General features: G+C 37.5%; 20 protein-coding genes. 13 read left to right on the top strand and 7 right to left on the bottom strand.

What is annotated here, in order from left to right; all coding sequences use genetic code 11:
* Positions 1 to 23: 23 nt before the first annotated feature.
* From DDY94_RS06770 to DDY94_RS06750, 5 genes are all read left to right on the top strand, one after another.
* The gene (locus DDY94_RS06770) at positions 24 to 524 is read left to right on the top strand and encodes a GNAT family N-acetyltransferase (RefSeq protein WP_111683288.1); all 501 of its coding nucleotides are present in this window, start codon (positions 24 to 26) and stop codon (positions 522 to 524) included.
* The gene (locus tag DDY94_RS06765; protein WP_232817833.1) at positions 521 to 1,858 is read left to right on the top strand and encodes an MATE family efflux transporter; all 1,338 of its coding nucleotides are present in this window, start codon (positions 521 to 523) and stop codon (positions 1,856 to 1,858) included. The genes DDY94_RS06770 and DDY94_RS06765 overlap by 4 nt, the downstream gene beginning before the upstream one ends.
* 33 nt (positions 1,859 to 1,891) lie before the next feature.
* Positions 1,892 to 2,071 (top strand): hypothetical protein, encoded by a 180-nt coding sequence (locus tag DDY94_RS06760; protein ID WP_111683286.1) that lies wholly within the window; start codon positions 1,892 to 1,894, stop codon positions 2,069 to 2,071.
* A gap of 78 nt (positions 2,072 to 2,149) precedes the next feature.
* Positions 2,150 to 2,602, top strand: a complete 453-nt coding sequence (locus tag DDY94_RS06755; RefSeq protein ID WP_111683285.1) for a 6-pyruvoyl trahydropterin synthase family protein — start codon at positions 2,150 to 2,152, stop codon at positions 2,600 to 2,602.
* A 10-nt stretch (positions 2,603 to 2,612) separates the two neighbouring features.
* The gene (locus DDY94_RS06750) at positions 2,613 to 3,365 is read left to right on the top strand and encodes a UDP-2,3-diacylglucosamine diphosphatase (RefSeq protein WP_111683380.1); all 753 of its coding nucleotides are present in this window, start codon (positions 2,613 to 2,615) and stop codon (positions 3,363 to 3,365) included.
* Here the strand turns inward: DDY94_RS06750 and DDY94_RS06745 are convergent.
* From DDY94_RS06745 to DDY94_RS06735, 3 genes are read right to left on the bottom strand one after another with little or no spacing between them, the layout of a single operon-like run.
* Entirely contained in the window at positions 3,362 to 4,636 is a 1,275-nt protein-coding gene (locus tag DDY94_RS06745) for an MFS transporter (protein WP_111683284.1), read from the bottom strand. The genes DDY94_RS06750 and DDY94_RS06745 overlap by 4 nt on opposite strands.
* Positions 4,637 to 4,640: 4 nt before the next feature.
* Entirely contained in the window at positions 4,641 to 6,332 is a 1,692-nt protein-coding gene (recJ, locus tag DDY94_RS06740) for a single-stranded-DNA-specific exonuclease RecJ (protein ID WP_111683283.1), read from the bottom strand.
* A gap of 5 nt (positions 6,333 to 6,337) precedes the next feature.
* Entirely contained in the window at positions 6,338 to 6,775 is a 438-nt protein-coding gene (locus DDY94_RS06735) for an OsmC family protein (RefSeq protein ID WP_111683282.1), read from the bottom strand.
* A 137-nt stretch (positions 6,776 to 6,912) separates the two neighbouring features.
* Here DDY94_RS06735 and DDY94_RS06730 point away from each other — a divergent pair, with 137 nt between their 5' ends.
* The gene (locus DDY94_RS06730; RefSeq protein WP_111683281.1) at positions 6,913 to 7,515 is read left to right on the top strand and encodes a carboxymuconolactone decarboxylase family protein; all 603 of its coding nucleotides are present in this window, start codon (positions 6,913 to 6,915) and stop codon (positions 7,513 to 7,515) included.
* 27 nt (positions 7,516 to 7,542) lie between these two features.
* Here the strand turns inward: DDY94_RS06730 and DDY94_RS06725 are convergent, their stop codons facing one another.
* Both DDY94_RS06725 and rsmI read right to left on the bottom strand, forming a co-directional pair.
* Positions 7,543 to 8,133, bottom strand: coding sequence for a uracil-DNA glycosylase family protein (locus tag DDY94_RS06725; protein WP_111683379.1), 591 nt, complete (start codon positions 8,131 to 8,133; stop codon positions 7,543 to 7,545).
* Between the two features lie 18 nt (positions 8,134 to 8,151).
* Positions 8,152 to 8,820 (bottom strand): 16S rRNA (cytidine(1402)-2'-O)-methyltransferase, encoded by a 669-nt coding sequence (gene rsmI / locus DDY94_RS06720; RefSeq protein WP_111683280.1) that lies wholly within the window; start codon positions 8,818 to 8,820, stop codon positions 8,152 to 8,154.
* Positions 8,821 to 8,913: 93 nt separating this feature from the next.
* On the opposite strand from rsmI, the gene DDY94_RS06715 reads away from it, so the two are divergent.
* Positions 8,914 to 12,321, top strand: coding sequence for a DUF7933 domain-containing protein (locus DDY94_RS06715; protein ID WP_111683279.1), 3,408 nt, complete (start codon positions 8,914 to 8,916; stop codon positions 12,319 to 12,321).
* Here the strand turns inward: DDY94_RS06715 and DDY94_RS06710 are convergent.
* Positions 12,318 to 12,674 (bottom strand): DoxX family protein, encoded by a 357-nt coding sequence (locus DDY94_RS06710; RefSeq protein ID WP_111683278.1) that lies wholly within the window; start codon positions 12,672 to 12,674, stop codon positions 12,318 to 12,320. The two genes, DDY94_RS06715 and DDY94_RS06710, sit on opposite strands and share 4 nt — an antisense overlap.
* Entirely contained in the window at positions 12,674 to 13,420 is a 747-nt protein-coding gene (locus DDY94_RS06705) for a hypothetical protein (RefSeq protein ID WP_111683277.1), read from the bottom strand. Before DDY94_RS06705 ends, DDY94_RS06710 begins: the two co-directional genes overlap by 1 nt.
* Before the next feature lie 83 nt (positions 13,421 to 13,503).
* Between DDY94_RS06705 and DDY94_RS06700 the strand changes: the two genes are divergently transcribed.
* The 6 genes from DDY94_RS06700 (at position 13,504) to DDY94_RS06675 (ending at position 21,367) form a co-directional block, all read left to right on the top strand.
* Positions 13,504 to 14,157 carry a thymidine kinase gene (locus tag DDY94_RS06700; RefSeq protein WP_111683276.1) on the top strand — a complete coding sequence of 218 codons (654 nt, stop codon included), beginning with the start codon at positions 13,504 to 13,506 and terminating at the stop codon, positions 14,155 to 14,157.
* Positions 14,144 to 15,253 (top strand): alanine racemase, encoded by a 1,110-nt coding sequence (gene alr, locus DDY94_RS06695; RefSeq protein ID WP_111683275.1) that lies wholly within the window; start codon positions 14,144 to 14,146, stop codon positions 15,251 to 15,253. The genes DDY94_RS06700 and alr overlap by 14 nt, the downstream gene beginning before the upstream one ends.
* A 77-nt stretch (positions 15,254 to 15,330) precedes the next feature.
* Positions 15,331 to 15,729: a large-conductance mechanosensitive channel protein MscL gene (gene mscL, locus DDY94_RS06690; protein ID WP_111683274.1), complete on the top strand. Its 399-nt coding sequence runs from the start codon at positions 15,331 to 15,333 to the stop codon at positions 15,727 to 15,729.
* A 194-nt stretch (positions 15,730 to 15,923) separates the two neighbouring features.
* The gene (locus DDY94_RS06685) at positions 15,924 to 16,913 is read left to right on the top strand and encodes an aspartate-semialdehyde dehydrogenase (protein ID WP_111683273.1); all 990 of its coding nucleotides are present in this window, start codon (positions 15,924 to 15,926) and stop codon (positions 16,911 to 16,913) included.
* Between the two features lie 186 nt (positions 16,914 to 17,099).
* Positions 17,100 to 19,265: a prolyl oligopeptidase family serine peptidase gene (locus DDY94_RS06680; protein WP_111683272.1), complete on the top strand. Its 2,166-nt coding sequence runs from the start codon at positions 17,100 to 17,102 to the stop codon at positions 19,263 to 19,265.
* A 32-nt stretch (positions 19,266 to 19,297) separates the two neighbouring features.
* Positions 19,298 to 21,367, top strand: coding sequence for an HAD family hydrolase (locus tag DDY94_RS06675; RefSeq protein WP_157957266.1), 2,070 nt, complete (start codon positions 19,298 to 19,300; stop codon positions 21,365 to 21,367).
* Positions 21,368 to 21,442 lie beyond the last annotated feature (75 nt).

The following is a 21,442-nucleotide window of genomic DNA, read 5'->3' as shown; positions in this document are numbered from 1 at the left end:
TTAACACAAAAGTACATATTTTAATGATTCGTAAAGGGAATTTAGAGGATATAAAATCTATAATGCAATTAACCAAGGCTTGTGCTAAGGCAATGATCGCTAAAGGCATCTATCAGTGGAATGAACATTATCCTAATCCCAATGCTTTCGAGCAAGATGTGAATCGAAATGAACTTTATGTTTTAGAACTCAACGGACAGATTAAAGGCACTGTGGTCATCTCGTCTTTAATGGACGAAGAATACTACCCTATTGAGTGGCTCACAAAAACCGAAAACAACCTCTATATCCACCGTTTAGCAGTACACCCAGAACTTCAAGGACAAGGTTATGCACAGAAAATGATGGATTTTGCCGAGAAATTCGCTATTGATAATAGCTATAGCTCCATAAGATTAGATACCTTTTCTCAGAACAAAAGAAATCAAAAGTTTTACGAACTTCGCGGCTATAAACGATTAGGTGATATTTATTTTCCGAAGCAAAGCGAATATCCCTTTCATTGTTACGAATTAGTACTTTGAGCACAACCAACATAAGCCTAAAACAGATCAACAAACTCGCCATACCAGCATTGATTTCTGGTGTGTCTGAGCCTATTCTTTCGTTGACAGATGCGGCTATCATTGGTAATATGGATTTAGATGCTACCGAGTCTCTTGCCGCCGTTGGAATTGTTACAACATTTCTCTCCATGCTAATTTGGGTTTTGGGGCAAACGCGAAGTGCTATTTCATCAATCGTATCTCAATATTTAGGCGCAGATAAACTGAGTGAAGTGAAAAACCTTCCGGCGCAGGCAATGTTTATTATAACGTCATTGAGTATTCTGATCATTCTGGCGACCTATCCCTTTTCAGCACAGATTTTCAAACTATATAATGCATCAGACCTCATTCTAAACTACAGTATAGACTATTATCAGATTCGAGTATTCGGATTTCCGTTCACCTTATTTACTATAGCCGTTTTTGGTACCTTCAGAGGACTTCAAAATACATATCACCCCATGCTGATTGCTATTTCAGGAGCTGTTGCCAATATCATTCTCGATATTATCTTGGTTTATGGAATTGAAGGATTTATTCCCGCTATGCATATTAAAGGTGCTGCCTATGCCAGTGTAATTGCGCAAATAATCATGGCGTTATTGTCGGTTTATTATATCCTTAAAAAGACAGACATTCCACTGCTGGTTAAGTTTCCTTTTAATCCTGAAATTAAACGTTTCATTTTAATGATCGTCAATTTATTTATAAGAACTATTGCCCTCAATGTAGCTTTATACTTCGGAACTAGTTTTGCTACAAAATATGGTACAACCTACATTGCCGCTTACACCATTGCCATTAACCTATGGTTTTTGGGTGCCTTCTTAATTGATGGTTACGCTAGTGCTGGTAATATTTTATCAGGAAAACTATTCGGTGCCAAGGACTATAAAAGCCTAATCAACTTGAGTAATAAACTTATTAAATATGGCGTTGTGGTAGGGCTTGTCATTGGAAGCATTGGCGCACTACTCTATTTCCCTATTGGAAGTATATTTACCGACGATAAAGCTGTGCTAGATGAGTTCTACAAAGTCTTTTGGATTATTCTAGCTATGCAACCTTTATGTGCATTGGCCTTCATCTTTGACGGTGTATTTAAAGGCCTCGGCAAGATGCAATATTTAAGAAATGTACTCTTGTTTTCAACCTTATTAGTTTTCATACCTGTGATCTTTTATACCGATCATTTAGACTTTAAACTGTATGGTATTTTTACAGCATTTACACTTTGGATCGTAGCCAGAGGACTACCATTAATCATAAAATTCAGAAAAACATTTAAATCACTTGCGCAAAACGCTTAAATTTGGCGAAAATTCCAAATAACGCTATAAGCCTTGTTACGAGCATTTATATACCTAATTCAGGACGTTGATATCGATCAAAAACTAAAGGACGCCCCCGATGACAGCTATGCTATTGGGGTCTTTATTGGTCAAATATTACCCTTCGTAGTGTTAGTACTCATAGCTTATGCGATTTACAGATACAATAAAAAACGATTAAACGACGATTAAAGTGGGGAGTAGACTATTTCTAATATTAGCAATTGTACTTATTATCATCTACTTTTATAATAGAAACAGAGGACGTTAATGAGCAATATAAGAATAACAAAACAGTTTTCTTTTGAAACAGGTCACGCACTTTACGGTTATGACGGGAAGTGTAAAAATGTGCATGGACATAGCTATCGCTTAGATGTCACTGTCATTGGTGTTCCTATTACAGATACTTCAAATGTGAAGTATGGTATGGTCATCGATTTTGGTGATTTGAAATCAATTGTAAAAAGCGAAATAGTTGATGTGTTTGATCATGCTACAGTATTTAATAAGAATACACCTCATGTTGAATTGGCGAAAGAACTAGAAAAAAGAGGTCATAACGTCTTGTTAGTTGATTATCAGCCAACTAGCGAAATGATGGTCATCGATTTTGCTGAAAAAATCAAAAAACAATTACCTGAAAACATAACACTTCATTCTTTAAAACTTCAAGAAACAGCTACGAGCTTTGCGGAGTGGTATGCTTCTGATAATGAATAAAGATCATAACATACAAATTCCCGAAGGTAAAAAGATTTATTTCGCCTCAGATAATCATCTTGGCGCTCCTACTATGGAAGCTTCAAGACCGCGCGAAAAGAAATTTGTTGCTTGGTTAGATGAGATAAAGCACGATGCTGCAGCCATTTTTCTAATCGGCGATTTATTCGATTTTTGGTTTGAATATAAAACCGTAGTTCCAAAAGGTTTCACAAGAACCCTTGGTAAACTCGCGGAAATCAGTGATTCTGGTATTCCAATCTATTATTTTGTAGGTAACCATGATTTATGGATGAATGGTTATTTTGAAGATGAACTCGGTATCCCTGTATATCACAAACCACAAGATTTCATACTTAATAAAACCTCTTTTTTTATTGGCCATGGTGATGGTTTAGGACCAGGAGATAAGGGTTACAAACGCATGAAAAAAGTCTTCACCAATCCCTTCTTTAAATGGCTATTTCGTTGGCTGCATCCTGATGTTGGTATGAAAATAGCCCAGTATTTATCAGTGAAAAACAAACTGATTTCTGGTGATGATGATGCTAAATTCTTAGGGGAAGACAATGAATGGTTGGCCCAATACAGCAAGCGTAAACTTGAAGAAAAACACCGCGATTACTTCGTGTTTGGTCACCGTCATTTACCTTTAGAAATTCAACTTAACGACAGCTCAAGGTATTTCAATCTTGGCGATTGGATCTCTTATTATACCTACGGTGTTTTTGATGGTGAAACCTTCGAACTTAAGAAGTATTAGTTTTTCACCTCCTCATAATGATTCTCAATATCCTCTTGTAAATCTAATTCGCGCAGTGGTTTATTCTTCAAACTCATAACTATTACTGTAAGAAGCGTTACCGAACCGCCTAGTACTACCGCCAAAGGCGCACCAAAGATCTTAGCTGCAATACCACTTTCAAGAGCGCCTAATTCATTAGAAGACCCAACAAACATAGAATTTACAGCACCTACACGTCCACGCATTTCATCTGGTGTTTTTAATTGTAAGATGGTCTGACGTACCACCATAGAAATGCCATCAAATACACCTGAACAGAATAAGGCAATAACGCTTAGCCACATTATTTTTGAGGCGCCAAAGATGATCATACAAATTCCAAACCCAAAAACGGAAACCAATAATTTCTTTCCGGTATTCTTGGTAATCGGAATGTAAGTCGTGGCCAACATGGTAATAATACTTCCTGAAGACAAGGCTGCATTTAAAATCCCGAAACCTTTCGGGCCAGCATCTAAAATATCTTTAGCAAACACTGCAAAAATGGCTACTGCGCCACCAAACAGAACTGCGATCATATCCAAAGTAAGTGCGCCTAAGATGACCTTGTCATTGAACACAAATTTAATCCCAGATTTCAGGCTTTCCTTAATGGATTCGTTAGCAACTTTATTTAGTATAGGTTTCTTTTTTATCTGAAGCACTAATAACAGGGCGATCATCACCAATAGAAAAATAAAACCAAGGGTATAATGTACCCCAATCCACGCAATTAAAAATCCACCGCAAAGTGCTCCAAAAACGCTGGCTCCTTTCCAGGTACTGCTACTCCAGGTTGCCGCATTAGGGTAAACAGCTTTTGGTACCAAAAGCGCGATCAATGAGAAAATTGTGGGGCCAAAAAATGCACGTAACACACCGCCAAAAAATACCAATCCATAGATGCCGAATAGAATAGCATTCTGATCCCAGGTAGATTCCACAGATTCAGAGGTTAACCAAAACAGTCCAAAACTGATTAGTGAAAATAAGGTGATACAAAGAGTAAAGAGGTTTCGTTTTTCTTTTTTATCTACAATATGCCCAGCAAAAGGTGCCAAGAAAAAAGCCGGTAAGAATTCGCAAAGGCCAATGATTCCTAAACTAAGCTCGTCATTGGTAAGGGCGTATACCTGCCACTCTATTACTACAAATTGCATGGACCAACCGAACACCAACGCGAATCGCAACAACAAAAAAATGTTGAATTCTTTAAATCGCAATGCCGCGTATGGATCGTTTTTTACCACTTATCTATGCTTTAAGGTCTTTAATTTTCAATTGTAAACTCACATTACCGTTCCAGTGATTTTCATCAATGGTATAGGCGACATCAAATGGTTGTTGGTCTTTTATCAGATCAAGTTTTTCACCTAATCCAAAACCGATAGCAACTATTTTATCGTCAAAAGATTGAGTAACGGTAAACCGTAAATGCTTATCATCTTCACCAACACATTTACCCCAACCCGTATCTTTAACTCCTTGCGTCATAAATACAGGTGTCATATTTCCAGGTCCGAAGGGTGCAAATTGCCGCACAATTCGATATAAGCGATGGTCAATCTGATTGAGATTGATCTCCATATCCACATTCAATTCAGGTGTTAACAATGTTGGGTCAATAGTTGCTTTCACGACGTCTTCAAACTTCGCTTTAAAGGCCTCGTAATTTTCCGGAAGTAAAGTTAATCCTGCGGCATATTTATGACCGCCAAACTGTTCAATATATTCCGAACATTCTCCAAGTGCATTATAAACATCAAACCCTTTAACTGAACGTGCAGAAGCCGCAAGCCTGTCGCCACTTTTCGTAAATACCAATGTGGGTCTGTAATAGGTTTCTGTTAGGCGCGAAGCGACAATTCCTATGACGCCTTTATGCCAAGATTCGTCATAAACTACGGTAGTAAAGCGATCTTGCTCCTTATTTTTTTCAATTTGAAGGAGTGCTTCTTCCGTGATCTGTTTATCTGCTTCTCTACGATCTGAATTAAATTGCTCAATATCTACGGCGTAATTCGAAGCAAGATCTAAATCATTCTCGGTTAAAAGTGCAACCGCATGATTGCCGTGTTTCATTCTTCCAGCCGCATTAATTCGCGGAGCTATAATGAAAACAACATCAGTTATGTTTAATTCTTCTTTTTTTACCTCAGCGATAATCGCTTTTATTCCTGCTCTAGGATTTGAATTTATGACTTGCAATCCAAAAAATGCGAGTGCTCTATTCTCCCCAATAATAGGAACAATATCCGCGCCGATCGCCGTCGCTACCAAATCGAGATATTCTGTTAGGTCTTCGGCCGAATGCCCTTGTTTACTGGCCAAAGCAGTAATTAATTTAAAACCTACACCACAACCACAAAGTTCATCAAAGGGATAGCTACAGTCTTCTCGTTTAGGATCTAAAACGGCCACAGCATCTGGTAACTCATCACCAGGTCGGTGATGATCACAAATTATAAAATCGATGCCTTTTTCTTTAGCATAAGCGATCTTATCAATGGCCTTAATACCACAGTCTAAAGCAATTATAAGTGTAAAATCATTGTCGTGCGCAAAATCAATACCTTTGAAAGACACACCATAACCTTCATCATATCTATCGGGAATGTAGGTAGCAATGTTTTCTGTTCTTGTTTTTAGATATGAAGACATAAGCGCCACAGCAGTAGTACCATCAACATCATAATCGCCATAAACCAAAATATTTTCATTTTGATTTAAGGCCAATTCAATTCGAGATACTGCCTTGTCCATATCTTTCATTAAGAAAGGATCATGTAAATCATCAAAACTTGGTCTAAAAAAAGTTTTAGCAGCTTCATAGGTTTCAATACCGCGTTGCACAAGCAAGGTAGCAACAATATCATCTACCTGAAGTTCCTTTTTTAAGGTCTCTACTTTTGAATTTTCTGGTTTTGGCTTGAGAGTCCAACGCATATAAACTAAATGTTTAGCTTGGTGCCGATATGATAGACAATACTTGTTTTTACTTCAGCAAATCGTCTAAACATTTCCATAACACCACAATATTTTTCAACAGATAGGTTAACAGCGCGTTCGCATTTTTTCTTATTTAGTTCCGATCCGTAAAAGTGATATTCTACGTCAACGGAATGATAGTATCTGGGATGTTCATCGGTGAGTTCTCCGGTAACTTCAATCTTAAAATCGTCAATTTCCTCATTCATTTTATCTAATATAGAAATCACATCTAAAGCCGAGCAGCCTGCAAGAGATGACAACATCATAGCCTTTGGCGACAAGCCATAACGTTCATCTTGCCCTTCAATATCAGTGTCCATGATCACCTTTTTTCCGCTTGGATTATCCGATTCAAAAGTCAATCCTCCTTGCCAATGTGTAATGATCTTATCTGCCATTTGTAAGTACTTAAAGTTTTGAGTGTCTAAAGTACTTAAAGTCCACGGTCAATACAAACTTAACTTTAATACCTGTTATCCATTTTTACTTATTAACTTTATAAACTTTAAATACTTCTAACTTTTAAAATAATAAAATGGCCTTAGTAACTCCATTATCTCCAGAGCACGATCTGGAAACCAAAGAATTAGCAGAATTTTTTAACGAAACCCTTGGGTTTTGTCCAAATTCAGTATTAACCATGCAGCGCAGACCCGCCATAAGTAAAGCCTTTATTAATTTGAACAAAGCCGTAATGGCCAATGAAGGAAGGGTTACTTCTGCCTTAAAGCGGATGATTGCTTGGGTTAGTAGTAACGCAACCGGATGTCGTTATTGCCAAGCTCATGCTATTAGAGCGGCAGAACGCTATGGTGCTGAACAAGAACAACTTGATAATATTTGGGATTATAAAACGCACCCTGCTTTTTCTGATGCGGAGCGTGCTGCGTTAGACTTTAGCCTGGCTGCTTCAATGGTACCAAATGCAGTCGATGCTGATATTAAGAAGCGCCTATACGAACATTGGGACGAGGGTGAGATTGTTGAAATGCTGGGCGTGATCTCACTCTTCGGGTATCTCAACCGTTGGAACGATTCTATGGGTACCGATATTGAAACCGGTGCTGTTGAGAGTGCCGATCAATATTTAGGTAAACACGGCTGGGAAAAAGGGAAGCACGACGGCTCGAAATACTAGATATTGGATTGTTAGATCATTAGACGATTAGATCTTTAGATTTTTAGAGTCTAACCCAAGGATGTTCTTCGTTACCTTTTGAAGCTCGGGCACAATAGACTCTTCAAACCATGGATTTTTGGCGCGCCAAAATCGATTGGTAGGTGACGGATGAGGTATAGGAAAGTATTTAGGAAGATAAGATATATAATCTCCAACGCGTTCGGTTAAAGTCTTTTTATCATTCAAGTAATAGTGCTGTGCATAACTGCCAATCAAAATTATAAGTTGAACATTAGGCATGTTTTCTAGCAATTGTAAATGCCATTGTGGTGCACACTCGGGTCGTGGTGGCAGATCGCCTGTTTTACCTTTCCCTGGGTAACAAAAACCCATAGGAATTATTGCAAAGTTCTCTGTATTATAAAATTGTTCGTCAGTAACATTAAGCCACTGTCTGAGCTTTTTTCCACTTTGATCATCCCATGGAATTCCCGATTCGTGTACTTTGGTTCCGGGTGCTTGCCCAATTATTACCACTTTTGAATTTGGGTGCGCAGTTACAACAGGTCTTGGTCCCAAGGGTAAATGCGCTTTACAAATGGCACATTGGCTTATTTCGTCTAAAAGCTTCTTCAAAATTTTCTGAATGATCAACTATTTTTTACCTGCAACCACAATGACGATCTCTCCTTTTGGAGGTTTATTAGTATAGTGCTCTAAAACCTCCTTCGCCGTTCCTCTGATGGTTTCCTCGTAAAGTTTAGTTAACTCGCGAGATACGGATACTAATCGGTCTTCTCCAAAATATTCGCAGAAGTTTCCTAGAGTCTTAATGAGCTTATGCGGGCTTTCATAGAAGATCATAGTTCGGGTTTCTTCAGCAAGTAATAGCAAGCGGGTCTGGCGTCCTTTTTTTACAGGAAGAAAGCCTTCAAATACAAATTTATCATTGGGTAAGCCACTATTTACAAGAGCTGGCACAAAAGCTGTAGCGCCCGGCAGACACTCCACGTCGATATTATTTTCAACGCAGGCCCTTACAAGTAAAAATCCTGGGTCTGAAATAGCGGGTGTTCCGGCGTCACTGATCACTGCAATCGATAACCCGGATTGCAACTTTTGAATTAAGCCATCTACCGTCTTATGCTCATTGTGCATATGATGGCTTTGCATGGGTGTACTAATTTCGAAATGCTTAAGAAGTTTTCCTGAAGTTCGGGTATCTTCGGCCAAAATGAGATCAACATCATTCAATACCTCAACAGCTCTAAAGGTGATATCCTTCAAATTTCCGATGGGCGTAGGCACTAAAAATAACTTCATATTTAGTATTCTTTCTAATCAAATTTACAACCTTTTGAATTTCTTTACGCAACCATTCAGAAAATTCTGTATCTTAAAAATAAAAAGCTATTAATGCCAAAATTATCCTATCTCTTTTTACTTTTTTGTCTCAACGCTTTTGTGTTATCTGCTCAAACCACAGATTTGTCTATTGCTATAGAGGCTCAAGATTTGGGCGGAAATCCGGTTTCTCAGGTGGATATTTTTGAAGATTTTCAGTACGTTATTACCATTTTAAATTCCGGAAATTCAGTAAATGACGCCAGCTTTTCGGTTGATTTTGACGAAGACCTCACGATAATATCAACGACCTCTCAAAATAATAGTAATGGAGCTTCTAATATATCTGTTGTTGATCTTACGGATAATGTTTTAACGGCCAACATAGCAAGCATGCCAAATAATTCGAGTGTTGAATTATTGGTTTTAGTAACAGCGCCTCCAACCTTGGGCGGCATTGCCGCTAATGGCATTGTCAGCCCTCCTGATGGCACTACAGATGTCAATTCCAATAACAACCAGTCCATCATTTCCATAGATGTATTGGATATTGTCATCGATTTTGTGGTAACCCATACACAAATTCAGCCTTCGCCTGGTACGGCAATTAATATGTGGGGTGATGAGGTCACTTATCAATTTACCATTACTAATAATAGTGAAATTGATTTTCCTTTAAGTTTTATTGAAGGTAAACTGATTCTTCAGTCAGATTTTGATAATGGTCAACCTTTCGCCGAGTTTATTTCAATGGAATGTCTCTCTGGAACAAACGGTACCAGTTGCCCAGACCTTTCAAATATTCAAGGCACTTCTGCAGCAATTACAACTCCAAATTTATCTACAGCGCCTTCATTATTTTTATTTGATGACGAAATTGTATTTACTGAGGGCGGGAGTCTTACTTTTCAATTGGTTTATCGTTTTACTAATTTTTCATGTTCGCCAGATCCAGCCACGATCGAAGTGGCTAGTGCTATTGAAATTGGATTAAATCACGCTAATGTATCGCCTAACAATTCAAATTTTGTAGATACAATTTTGCTCGAAGCAGACCCGTGCGCTGAAACCGATATCTGTATAGAAACCGAGGTCATTGATCCAATTACGGCGACTTTCGCTTATAATGAAAATATAACCCTGGAAACCACCGTCTGTAATAATGGGCCATCAGCAGCGCCCATTCGCTTCTTTCTACAGAATTTGTCGGTTCTAACTTGGGATATCATTTCAATTAATTGTTTAGGAACAACAGGTGCTGTTACCTGCAATGATTTCACCTTAACAGATAATGGGCAAATATGGGTAAGTAGTGATTTTGTCCTTGAGCCGAATACGACAATAACCATTGAAACGGTTCTTCAATTTATTGAACCAGACTGTGTGCTTTCACCTGAAGTGATTCAGGCACTTGTTCGCAGTGGTACTAATATTATCGATTCGCAGATTGTTGATACTAACATAGCAAACAACTTTTTTTCGAATATCTTATTATTTCCTCCAGCAGAACAGTGTGATATTCAGGATTTATCGGATATACAAGTTGAAAAAACTCAAATAAGTCCGGCTATCCCAATTGGTGAAACTCCGCAAAATACAGCAGAATGGGGAGAGATTGTCTATGAGATTGTTGTAACCAACGATGGCGACACCGACGAGTTCATAGAGTTACAAGACTATATGCCTGTTCCTGGCGCGAACAGTGTCCCTATTGAAGCCACATTAATTAGCGTTGAATGTACCGGAACTACCGGAGGCGCATCGTGTTCTGATATAGTAAACGCTAATATTGGTGTTACTTTTGATGGTATAACCGACGACGGAACTTTTGATACATTTTGGCAAATAACACCAGAGGAAAATTGGTTGCTCCCAGCTAATAGTTCTGTAACTTTCACAGTGGTCATTGACTGGCAACCAGAATGTGCTTTAACTCCAATTGTTGGTACCAACATCGTAAGAGTTGATTTTGTAAGTGGTATCCCCGAACCCATTACCACAAATAATAGTGCCGAAGTAAACACCTTTTTTGCGCCTTGTATTGATTTGGTGGTACAAACATTTCCTGAGCTAACCCAAATTGATACCGGACAATCATTTAACTGGATCGTTGATATTAGCAATAGCGCAACAAGTTCTAATGCTATTGATATTTTGTTTGAAAACTTCTTAAATCCGGTATTTACGATTAATGGAGTTCCAAGTTGTACTGTTACCTCTGGAAATGCAACATGTATTTCCACTTTTGAAGTAGATGGTAATACGATTTCAGGAATTATCCCAACAATGGATGCCGGCTCTACAATAAGTATCAGTATTCCGGTTACGGCTCCAATTTTTGGTGGCGCATTTAATAACACCGCGCAGGCCTTTCCAAGCGCCTCAGATAATGAAGAAATAACGCCCGAAACCAATATTTCTATTAACAGTATTCAGGTGATTGCACCTGTGCTCGATAAATTCTTTTTACCAACTTCGATTTTTGAAGGTAATGAGAGCGAGTTAGTTTTTACAGTATTTAATGTTGCAAATAGTCCGTTGCAAAATAATATTTCGTTTACCGATAATTTACCTCAAGGATTATTCTTGGTTTCTGAACCAGACTGGGTGGAATCTAATGGTTGTACGACCAATTTTATAGGCAATATCGGAGACGATTTTGTAGGTGTGAATGACCTTATTTTTCCTGAAGGTGTAGATAGCTGCACTTTTTCGGTGATCGTCACATCAAATATTGGTGGTACATATCTGAATAATTTTGAAAACTTCACTAACACTAATAATATTGATGTCTCACAAACCAGCGCCACACTAGATGTCCTTGTTGATACTTCTGATGTAGATATTGAGGTTTTAAAATCCGTAGAACCCACTGAGGCTATAGTTGGAGAACAAGTAACTTTCACTATTACGGCTGTAAACAACGGAACCACAGAAGGTACGGCAATTGAAATTAGTGATCAGCTGCCAGATGGATATGAATTTGTTTCAGCTGCAACAAGTTTAGGCACCTTTAATGAAACGGATCTGGTGTGGTCAATTCCGGTTTTAAATCCTGAGGCTTCAGCAACACTAGACCTAACGGTAAACTTAGTTTCTGCTATAGATTTATTAAACATTGCTAGTTTGATCAACTTAAATGAAACTGATAGAAACCCTTCAAATAACGAAGACGATGCAAGTGTTGATGTCTCTAATTGTTTGTTGGTTCCTCAAGGTATATCGCCTAATGGAGACAGAGAAAATGATGTGTTGGTCATTCCGTGTATAGAAAGTTATCCAGATAATGTGCTAAAGATTTTCAACCGAAATGGCACACAAATATATGAGGCTAGTAATTACTTGAATACTTGGGATGGTAGAGCTAATATGGGATTCCCGGAATCTTCAAGACGTTTACCCGTTGGCACTTATTTCTATGTTTTACAAATAAATGGATTTGAAAATCCTATAGGTGGTTATATCTATCTCAATTATTAATCTCTAATATATTTTCCTAAGAAATAAGACGGAAAGATTAGTATTAAGCCTATTAAAGATGCTCCAAAAATAGGATCGCCTGCATAATAATGTGCCGCAGTTGCCAATACCAGATCAAAGAAAAAACCAGCATAGGCCCATTCTGTTAGCCATTTACTACTTCTCCATAAAATCATCACAACACCTAAGACTTTTAATACGGCTAAAGGAATGACGATATATGTTGGATAATTGAAACTTTCAAAAAAGCCCTTTACCATGTCTGTTTTTGTGAAGTACATGGTGGCCGAAAATAACATGGTGCCACAAAGTAAAACTGTGGTCAACCAGTATATAATTTGTTTTATACGCATTAACTAAATTTACCTTCAACAATCTCAATAAAGCGCTCTTCGTAGTCTTCTTTACCTTCCCAATTGTTGTAATCCGGTTTTATCATCTCATCAATGAGTTGTCGGGCTTCATCCAAAGTATTGGCAGTATTAATCTGAGAAATTACGCGGTCGTAATCCTCATTTTTACCTTCAAACAAGTGTTTAATAAAAGCCAGTTTATCATTCAAGCCAATTTGTAAGCCTTTCCCTTTTAATTTATCATTCAAGGACTTTTTGGCTTCGGATGCTTCACGTTTTTGAGCTTCTTCAATAGGTTCAAACTCTGGGATTTCAGCAAAATCAGGGCTTATGGTTTCAAACTCTATGGTTGTTGGTTTTTCTTCGGTTACCGCTTCCTCGATCATCACATCCACTTGCTGTGTTTCTTCTGGCATTTGAGCTACCATATCTTTTATGGTTTCCATTACGGGTTCCATAATGTCATCATCTTCACGCTCATCTAGATTCACGTAAGTTTTGTTACCTATTTCAATATTATCACTCACTTTATTGTTAAAAGCAGTGTCTAGCATATCAAAAAATGACGAATCATTACCAATTGTTGGCATATCGTCTTCAAAATTCTCGTGGGCAAATTTTAAAACAGTAAGTTTCTCGTAGAGTTTAGCAACCTCTTCGTGCATTCTATCAACATCTTCTCTACCTCCAAGTTTTAGAATCCTGTGCGCAATGCTTATTAATTCTGATTCTAATTTCTTTTTCATCTTAATTACTTTTGATTTTTAATATTTTTGATTGACCTTTATACAAACGAATTATTACTACGTTTTAGTGCTAAAATTACGAAATGTTTCTTGAAAATACGGTAAATCATAAAGAACAATTTGGGTGGATTGAAGTGATTTGTGGGTCGATGTTCTCTGGAAAAACCGAGGAACTTATTCGCCGATTAAAACGCGCACAATTTGCCCGACAAAAAGTTGAAATTTTTAAACCCGCAGTCGATGTTAGGTACGACGATGAGATGGTTGTATCTCACGACTCCAACGAAATTAGATCTACGCCTGTTCCTGCAGCCGCAAATATTCCTATTCTAGCTGATGGTTGTGATGTGGTTGGTATAGACGAAGCCCAGTTTTTTGATGACGAAATTGTTAGAGTTTGCAATGACCTAGCTAATAAAGGGATTAGAGTTATAGTTGCTGGTTTAGATATGGATTTTAAAGGCAATCCATTTGGCCCCATGCCTTACCTCATGGCTACTGCTGAATATGTCACCAAAGTTCATGCGATCTGCACAAAAACCGGAAACCTTGCACAATACAGTTATCGAAAAGCAAAAAGCGATGATCTGGTCTTACTTGGTGAGGTTGATGAATATGAGCCACTCAGCCGTGCAGCCTTTTATAAAAGTATGCTGAGAGATAAAGTAAGGCAAATGAAGGTGCAAGATGCCGAAGAGGTTAAACCCAAAGAAAAAAATTCGGATGCCAAAAGCTAATGAAACAGTTCTTGAAATTGATTTACGTGCCTTAACTCACAACTTCAATTATTTAACATCTAAATTACAGTCCAACACAAAATTTCTCGCTGTAGTTAAAGCTTTTGCCTATGGTAGCGATGCCGTAGAAATTGCCAACCATCTCGAAAAACTTGAAGTTGATTATTTTGCTGTAGCCTACACCAGAGAAGGTGTACTGCTAAGAGATGCAGGCATAACCACACCAATACTTGTATTACATCCACAACCTATAAATTTTGAAACGATTATTGAACGCTGTTTAGAGCCTAGCATTTATAATGCTAAAGTTTTGAATGAATTCATTGCAGTGGCAGAACAGCAAAAACAAAAGGATTATCCTGTTCATATTAAATTCAATACAGGTCTGAATCGTTTAGGGTTTTGGGAAAACGATGTGGATTATATTGTTTCGAAATTAAAAGCAACATCAGCTATTGTCGCTAAATCGTTGTTTTCGCACTTAGCAGCTAGTGAAGATCCAAATGAAACTGAATTTTCAAATCGCCAGATTAATAGTTTTAAAGCTACAGCTAAAGAATTCGAGGTAAAAATGGCCTATAAACCTTGGCTTCATTTATGTAATACATCGGGTGTGATCAACTACCCTGAAGGGCACTTAGATATGGTACGTTGTGGTATCGGACTTTACGGTTTCGGGAATTCCGCTTCTGAAGACAATAACCTTAAACCAATAGCCAGTTTAAAATCAGTTATTTCCCAAATTCATATGATCGAGAAAGGTGAAACTGTTGGCTACAATAGAGCTTATACTTCCAAAGGTTTTGAAAAGACGGCTACGATACCGATTGGCCATGCCGACGGTTTGGGAAGACACTACGGTAATGAAAATGGGTTCGTCTTTATAAATGGAAATAAAGCACCAATTATTGGCAATGTCTGCATGGACATGATCATGGTTAATATCACCGATATTGAATGCAAGGAAGGCGATGAAGTCATCTTATTTGACGCCGAAAAAAAAGCTTCAACATTAGCGGAGTCTTCAGGTACAATTTCTTATGAAATATTAACCGCCATCTCTCAGCGTATTAAAAGAAAAATTATCTCCTCTTAAGATTTTTTTAACATAATGTGACTTTTTGTGTATTTTAGTATCCTAACTAACAGATAATAACCATAAAACACTAAATCATGTTAAAAGAATTTAAGGAGTTTGCAATGAAGGGTAACCTTGTTGACATTGCAGTAGGTTTTGTAATGGGTGCTGCTTTCAAAGAAGTAGTTACTGCGTTTACAGGAGGAATTGTTTCTCCGTTAATTGGGTTAATTTTCGACTCAGACTTTAAAGCCCTGAAGTATAAATTAAAAGATGGAGAAATGGTAGATGGAGAAATGGTAGGAGAAGTATTTTTAGAATACGGTACTTTTATCACTAATGTGATCGACTTTATCATTGTTGCCTTTGTAATGTTCCTTGTTGTAAAGGGTGTTAACAAGATGAAAAAGAAAGAGGAGCCAGCTCCAGAAGAACCAGCAGGTCCATCTGAGATTGATCTATTAACAGAGATCAGAGATTCTCTTAAGAAATAATAAAGTTTAGCGACACCGCTACATTACATATTATTAACCAAACCCAGGCCAATGGCTTGGGTTCTTTTTTTTGAAAAACCCTTAATTAGTTAAATAATTAACAATTTGTTTTTTGTTGTTAAATCCACTCATTTTCTTTAAAATAAGGAGGTGATTTTGCTTAGTTTTGTGGGATAATTTTTTAATAAATAGAAATGAAAGTAGCTGTAGTAGGCGCAACAGGATTAGTAGGGAATGTAATGCTCAATGTTTTAGAGGAACGCAATTTCCCTGTAGATGAATTATTATTGGTAGCATCTGAAAGATCAGTCGGTAAGAAAATTAATTTTAGGGGCAAAGCGCATGAAGTCATTAGCATCCCTACCGCAATAGAAAAACGACCAGATATTGCTTTGTTTTCTGCTGGAGGAAGCACGTCGCTTGAATGGGCTCCGAAATTTGCAGAGGTTGGCACAACAGTTATCGACAATTCTTCGGCATGGCGAATGGATCATTCAAAAAAATTGGTAGTTCCCGAGATCAATGCCGCTCAGCTTTCAAAAGACGATAAGATTATTGCTAATCCAAACTGTTCGACCATTCAAATGGTAATGGCATTAGCGCCACTTCACAAGACCTATAAAATAAAACGCATTGTAGTTTCAACCTATCAATCTGTTTCTGGTACAGGAGTTAAGGCTGTTGAGCAATTAGAAAATGAAATTGCTGGTAAAAAAGGCGATATGGCTTATCATTACCCAATTCACAAAAATGCAATTCCTCACTGTGATATTTTTGAAGAAAATGGATATACCAAAGAAGAGATGAAATTGGTTCGGGAAACCCAAAAAATCCTAGACGACAGAAGCATCGCAGTTACAGCCACAGCCGTAAGAATTCCTACTGCAGGCGGGCATAGTGAGGCTGTAAATGTAGAGTTCGAAAATGATTTCGATATACATGAGGTTCGTAAAATTCTGAGTGAAACGGATGGTGTAACGGTGCAAGATGACCTTGATGTTAACGTATATCCGATGCCGATGTACGCCAATGGTAAAGATGATGTTTTCGTAGGGAGAATTCGAAGAGATGGTTCTCAACCAAATACCCTGAATCTCTGGATTGTGAGCGACAACCTCAGAAAAGGTGCAGCGACAAATACCGTTCAAATTGCTGAATTTTTAGTAAAAGAGGCATTAGTTTAGTTTTTTAGAGGTTTCTAAATAGCGGTAATTTTTTGTATTTCAACTAAATAATTAATTGTTCAGCAATATTTCTATTTATATTGCCGTCCCGATTTACCGTAAGTTTTAATACATTTTTGATAATATCAGATTTGATTAATACTTATATTTGAATTTAACGTTGTTATTTTTCAAAAAAACCTAATTATGAAGAAACTACTCCTAATTACACTTGCGCTAAGTATTTTTGTTTCCTGTAAAAACGAATCTGAAAACGTGAAACCTATTTCTGTAGATTATCCTGAAACCAAAAAGGTAGATACGGTTGATACCTATTTTGATGTTGCTGTTGCAGATCCTTACCGATGGTTAGAAGACGACCGAAGTGAAGAAACCGAAGCATGGGTTAAAGCTCAAAACGAAGTTACTTTTGGTTACTTAGATAATATTCCCTACCGCGAAGAGTTGAAGGAGCGTCTTACTAAACTATGGAATTACGAAAAAATTGGAGCGCCTTTCAAAGAAGGGGGCTTTACCTATTTCCGCAAAAATGATGGATTACAAAATCAATTTGTGATCTACAGATATAAAGATGGGGCTGACCCATCAACAGCAGAAGTGTTTTTAGATCCTAATACTTTCACAGAAGACGGTACAATCTCATTAGGTGGTCTAAGCTTTTCCAAGGACGGAAAAACCCTTGCCTATTCCATTTCTGAAAGTGGTAGCGATTGGCGCAAAATTCTCATAATGAATGCCGAAACTAAGGAAATCATTGAAGACACCTTGGTGGATATTAAATTCAGCGGAATGTCTTGGTATAAAAACGAAGGGTTTTACTACTCTAGTTATGACAAACCAGAAGGCAGTGAATTATCAGCAAAAACAGATCAGCACAAGGTATACTATCATAAATTAGGCACCGCACAATCTGACGATGCCATTATATACGGAGGCACTCCAGCAGAAAAACACCGCTACATTTATGGTGGTGTAACTGAAGATGATCGCTATTTGGTTATTACACCGAGAGTCTCTACCTCAGGAAATAAGCTATACATCAAAGATCTAACTGTACCGAACACTCCATTAGTTGAAATTCTTGGGCATACTGATTCAGATTCTAATATTATCGAAAATGTAGGGTCTAAACTCTACATAATGACCAATTTAGATGCGCCAAATAGAAAGATCGTAACAGTTGATGCGTCAAACCCTAGTCCTGAAAACTGGGTAGATTTCATTCCTGAAACTGAAAATGTTTTGACACCATCTACGGGTGGAGGTTACTTTTTTGCCAAGTACATGGTCGATGCTGTATCTAAGGTTTTACAGTACGATTACGACGGAAAAATGATTAGAGAGATAGAGTTACCAGGTGTTGGTAGCGCAAATGGTTTTGGCGCAAAGAAAGAAGACGCTGAACTATACTATTCCTTTACAAATTATGTAACTCCAAGTAGCATTTACAAATATGATATTGAAGATGGAACTTCAGAGTTATACCGTAAACCTCAAATTGATTTCAATCCTGAGGATTATGTGAGTACACAAATCTTTTATAACTCAAAAGACGGCACCAAAGTACCGATGATCATTACGCATAAAAAAGGATTAGAACTTAATGGCAAAAACCCTACAATTCTCTATGGTTACGGTGGTTTCAATATTCCATTAACGCCAGGATTTAGTATTACAAATGCCGTTTGGATGGAGCAAGGCGGAATCTATGCTGTTGCTAATCTTCGTGGCGGTGGCGAATATGGTAAAGCATGGCATGTTGCCGGAACAAAAATGCAAAAGCAAAATGTATTTGATGATTTTATCGCAGCGGGTGAATATTTAATTGAAAACAACTATACCTCATCAGATTATTTAGCTATTAGAGGTGGTTCTAATGGTGGTTTGTTGGTTGGTGCAACTATGACCCAAAGACCAGATTTAGTAAAAGTAGCCATTCCGGCTGTTGGTGTTTTAGACATGTTGCGTTATCACACATTTACCGCTGGTGCAGGTTGGGCTTACGACTATGGTACAGCTCAGGACAATAAAGAAATGTTCGAGTATCTTAAAGGTTATTCGCCGGTTCATAATGTTAATGAAGGTGTAGAATATCCTGCAACCATGATTACCACAAGTGATCATGATGATCGCGTTGTGCCAGCGCATAGTTTCAAATTTGCAGCTGAACTACAAAGTAAACAAACGGGTACAAATCCTACTTTGATCAGAATTGAAAAAGATGCTGGTCATGGCGCTGGAAAACCAACAAGCAAAATCATAGAAGAACAAGCGGATGTATTTGGCTTCACCCTTTATAATATGGGATTTGATGTCTTACCAAGTAAAACCAAAGAAAAAATAAAAGGGTAACACCCCTTTAGCTATTAACCAAATCGAATGTTTTGTCACTTAACCAACTTCATAAACAGCTTAAGGAAAAGCAAATAAAATTTCTTTTCACGGATTACTATGACACCATAGTACACAGGCGTGTTCACCCAAATTATGTACAACGTATTTGGGCTAAAATGATTATCCGCGAACTTGGACTCACGTTGTCCATTGACAACCTCTATTTTACCCGACAAGAATCGGTAAAGTATCTTGAGAAGAAACTAAAAAAGGATATCGATGAGATTCCATATCAGAGGCTGAAGGAGGAAGTCTGCAAACGCCTTATTAATGATGAGATCATTTCTACTGATTCAAAAGAAGAATTTATCGCTCTTTTTGAAATCGCCGACGCCAGAGCCGAAGCTAGTGTTCAGTATTTAGACCAAAAAGTCCTCGACACCATAAAGTATTTTAAATCTAACGGAGGAAAAGTTTATTTGATATCAGATTTTTATGGTTCTATTTCACTGTTTGAAAAACTATTAGAACATCACGGCATCATCGATCTCTTTGATGGCATTTACACTTCTTCATCTTCGGAGTTGAGCAAATATTCAGGAACGATTTACGAACCCGTTCTTTCAGAATTGGATGTCGATCCTAAAGAAGCCATGATGATTGGTGATAATGAGCGAAGTGATTATAGCAATGCTATTAAAAGTGGTCTTAGTGCCTACCTTTTACCTCATAAAAAATATACCCGTAAAAACAAGCGAAACAATTTCGGTAACGATAAAAAGCAATTAAGATCTGTTCTCAATGCGCTTTATAATAAATGTAAAAGAGGTTCAGCAATACCGTTTACTGAATACGCTATTTTCTATCACATTTTTGCTGAGCGCTTATATGAAACGGCTAAAAGAAAGAACATAAAAGACCTGTTTTTCTTATCAAGGGAAGGACAATATCTCAAAAAATTATTCGATTCCTATCAAGAATTTACTGCCTTGCGAAGCGATCACAAAATTAGAACGCATTACTTAAAAATTTCGCGACATGCAGCGCTTCAAATGTCATTACAAGATATTGAGAAGGAACCTTTCACTTTTTTAAGTAAAAAGTACAGCAATATCTCAACAGAGGATTTTTTAATCGCTGTTAATTGCCCCGATGAATTAAGAGAAAGTATCATAAATGATCTTAATGTTGACGGAAAGGCTAGTGTTGAAGGATTCTTTAGTTCTTCAATTTTTGAAAGCTTAAAACAGAACAAGAGCTTTTTGAACTATTATGACAAGCATAGATCAGAAAGTCGAAAAGCTTTCGAAACTTATATTCAATCTTTTGGTGCGGATATTGAAAATGAAGGCATTCATTTGGCAGACATTGGTTGGGGCGGTACCATGCAAGAAGCTATTTACACATTTTTTGATGAAAAAATTCCTGTAACTGGTTATTACCTTGGCCTCAACGAAATTTACGATATTCAGCCATTGACCAAACGCTACGGGCTTAATTTCTCCCTAATGCCGTACCCAGATTATAACGATCATATTATAATGGCGAATATGCAGTTGTATGAGCAATTTTCTGCAGCCGATCACGGTAGCGCTTTAGATTATAGTCTCGATGCAGATGGTTACACGCTTGAGTATCATAAGCCTGAAGAAAAATGGTTGTACGATAATCATATAAAAGCTCATCAAGAGCAAATGTCTGAACATCACAAGGAGCTTTTAAGTCGATTGCAGCCTATTTGCTATTCCGAAGAAATGATGCAGGTTGCCATGTCGAAAATTGCCCTTAAAGTTGGGTTATTCCAAAGCTTTAAAAAATTGAAGTTTTTAGATACGCTTAGTCACGGATTTTATCAAAATGTTGGAACCAATCAGGTTGGAATTTCTTATGAACCTCCAAAGATTAAAAGCCCCGTTGGTAGCGCCATTCGTTTTTTAATGACTCCTGAAAAGTACTTTAGGTATTTGGTAAAGCTTAAGCCTGCATTATACAAGAAGAATAAGGCGATTGCTATGCTTGCGCCGATGTGGTTGTTCTATCTGTATTTTGGATTCAATAAATATTTCAGATTTAAAATATTGAAGCGTTATTTTCTATTAAAGTATAACGCTTTTAAATAGGCCGTTTATCCTTTTTTATTGATTATAAACGATTTAAAGAAAAAACCTTAGATTTACGTCCCTTTTGATAAAAGT

The organism is Winogradskyella tangerina, assembly GCF_003260205.1.
Classification (GTDB): domain Bacteria; phylum Bacteroidota; class Bacteroidia; order Flavobacteriales; family Flavobacteriaceae; genus Winogradskyella; species Winogradskyella tangerina.
This window is presented reverse-complemented; position numbering and strand designations above follow the sequence as displayed.